General features: G+C 77.6%; 3 protein-coding genes. 2 read left to right on the top strand and 1 reads right to left on the bottom strand.

The annotated features are described in order from the left end of the window. On the top strand, window positions 1-439 hold a 439-nt coding region (locus AB0I76_RS28505; protein ID WP_357041807.1), incomplete at its 5' end, for an aminotransferase class I/II-fold pyridoxal phosphate-dependent enzyme. Between the two features lie 79 nt (window positions 440-518). Continuing rightward, window positions 519-1,223, top strand: a complete 705-nt coding sequence (gene bioD, locus AB0I76_RS28510) for a dethiobiotin synthase (RefSeq protein ID WP_357041813.1) — start codon at window positions 519-521, stop codon at window positions 1,221-1,223. A 3-nt stretch (window positions 1,224-1,226) separates the two neighbouring features. On the opposite strand, the gene AB0I76_RS28515 is transcribed toward bioD, so the two are convergent. Beyond that, the coding region (locus AB0I76_RS28515; RefSeq protein WP_357041810.1) for a cytochrome P450 at window positions 1,227-2,083 on the bottom strand (857 nt) is incomplete at its 5' end.

Consider the following 2,083-nt stretch of genomic DNA (forward strand, 5'->3'; position numbering starts at 1 on the left):
CGGCGGGGCGGGCGGTGTGGTCGCCGGCCCGGCCGCGTTCGTCCGGCACCTGGTCGAGACCGGGCGGACCTTCATCTTCGACACCGCGCCGCCCCCGGCGGTGGTGGCCGGCGTGCACGCCGCCGTCGAGGTGGCCCGCGTGGGCGACGACCTGCGGGCCGAGCTGGCCGACCGGGTGGCGCTGGTGGTCCGTCGGCTGCGCGCGGCCGGGCTGGACGTGTCCGCCCCCGACGCGGCGGTGGTCTCGGTGACCGCGCCGGGCCCGGAGGCGGCGACCGCCTGGGCGGCGGACTGCCGCGACCGGGGCGTCGCCGTCGGCTGCTTCCGCCCGCCGTCGACCCCCGACAGCCGTTCCCGCCTGCGCCTGACGATCGGCGCCGGGGTGCCCCGGGCGGACTTCGAGCGGGCTCTGGAGGTCATCGTGGAGTGTGCGCCGTGAGCGCGAGGAGTGAGCCGGGTCTGCGAGCCCCGCAGTCGCGAGCCGAGGTGGCGCCGTGAGCGACCCGTGGCGGGGGCCGGTGCTGGTGACCGGCACCGACACCGAGGTGGGCAAGACGGTGGTGACCGCGGCGATCACGGCGGCGGCGCAGGCCGCCGGGCTGCGGGTCGCGGTGGTCAAACCCGGCCAGACCGGTACGGCGACCGGCGAGCCCGGCGACGTGGACGCAGTGACCCGGCTGGCCGCCCCGCTGACCGGCCGCACCCTGGCGAGCTTCCCCGACCCGCTCGCCCCGCTGGCGGCGGCCCGGGTCGCGGAGCTGCCGCCGCTGGAGTTGTACACGGCGGTCGACGCGGTCCGCGAGGAGGTCGACAAGCACGACCTGGTGCTGGTCGAGGGTGCCGGCGGCTTGCTGGTGCCGATGGGGCTGCGGCCGTCGGGGGAGCCGTGGACGGTGGCCGACCTCGCCGTGTCGCTCGGCTGCCCGGCGGTGGTGGTGGCCCGCGCCGGCCTGGGCACGCTCAACCACACCGCACTCACCCTGGAGGCTCTGGAGCGCCGGGCCGTACCGGCCGGGGTGGTGATCGGCGCCTGGCCGGCCGAGCCGGAGCTGGTGCACTGGACGAACGTCAGCGACCTGGTGCCGAACCTGCTCGGCGCGCTGCCGGCCGGTGCCGGGGCGATGGACCCCGGCGTGTTCCGGCGGTCCGCGCCCGGCTGGCTCACCCCGGAGCTGCACGGCGTGCTGGACGACTGGCGGGCGTGGGCCGAGGAGATCAGCTGACCATCAGCTCGACAGTGCGCGAAGGGCGACCTGCGGACCGGGCCGGCGGTGTGGCCGGCGGACGACGAAGGCGTCGGGCATCCGGAAGGTGAGGTTGTCCGGGCACCACGGCGGCCGGACGACGGTCACGCCGTCCAGCAGCGGCGCGACCTCGTCGACCACGACCGCCGCCTCCATCCGGGCGAGCTGGTCGCCGACGCAGCGGTGGGTGCCGGCACCGAAGGCCAGGTGCCGGCGGGAGCCGCGCTGGCCGGGGCGGAACTCGTCCGGGAGGTCCACGACGGAGGGGTCGCGCCCGGCGCGGGCCAGCCAGAGCACGATGCTGGTGCCCGCCGGCACCGCCGTCCGACCCAGCACCGTGTCCACCGCCGCCACCCGCCGCCAGGTGACGATCGGCGGCTCCAGCCGCAGCCCCTCCTCCACGACGTCGGCGGCGGCGACCGTCCCGTCCCGCAGGCCGGCGCGGACCGCCGGCTCCCCGACGAGCCGGTGCAGCAGCAGCGTGAGGAACTGTGAGGTGGTCTCCTGGCCTGCGACCAGCAGGAAGAACAGGGCGCCGACCACCACGTCGGGCGGGTGCCCGGCGGCCCGCAGGGACGCGGCGAGGCCGCCCCCGGTCCCGGCGAACTCCCGCAGTACCCCGTGGAACCGCCCGACCTCGGTGGCCAGGGCGAGCTGGCGGTCGCTGTCCAGGGGCGCCCAGAACAGCTCCAGGGCGGCCCGCGCGAACTCCTTGACCGCCTCCACCGGGGCGTCGGGCAGCTCGACCAGCCGGGCCAGCACCAGCAGCGGCAGGTCGGCCGCCAGCCCGGCGTGCAGGTCGACCGTCGCGCCGGCGTCGAGCGCGGCGTCGATCCGCC

It is taken from the genome of Micromonospora sp. NPDC049799 (assembly GCF_040656655.1).
GTDB lineage: Bacteria > Actinomycetota > Actinomycetes > Mycobacteriales > Micromonosporaceae > Micromonospora.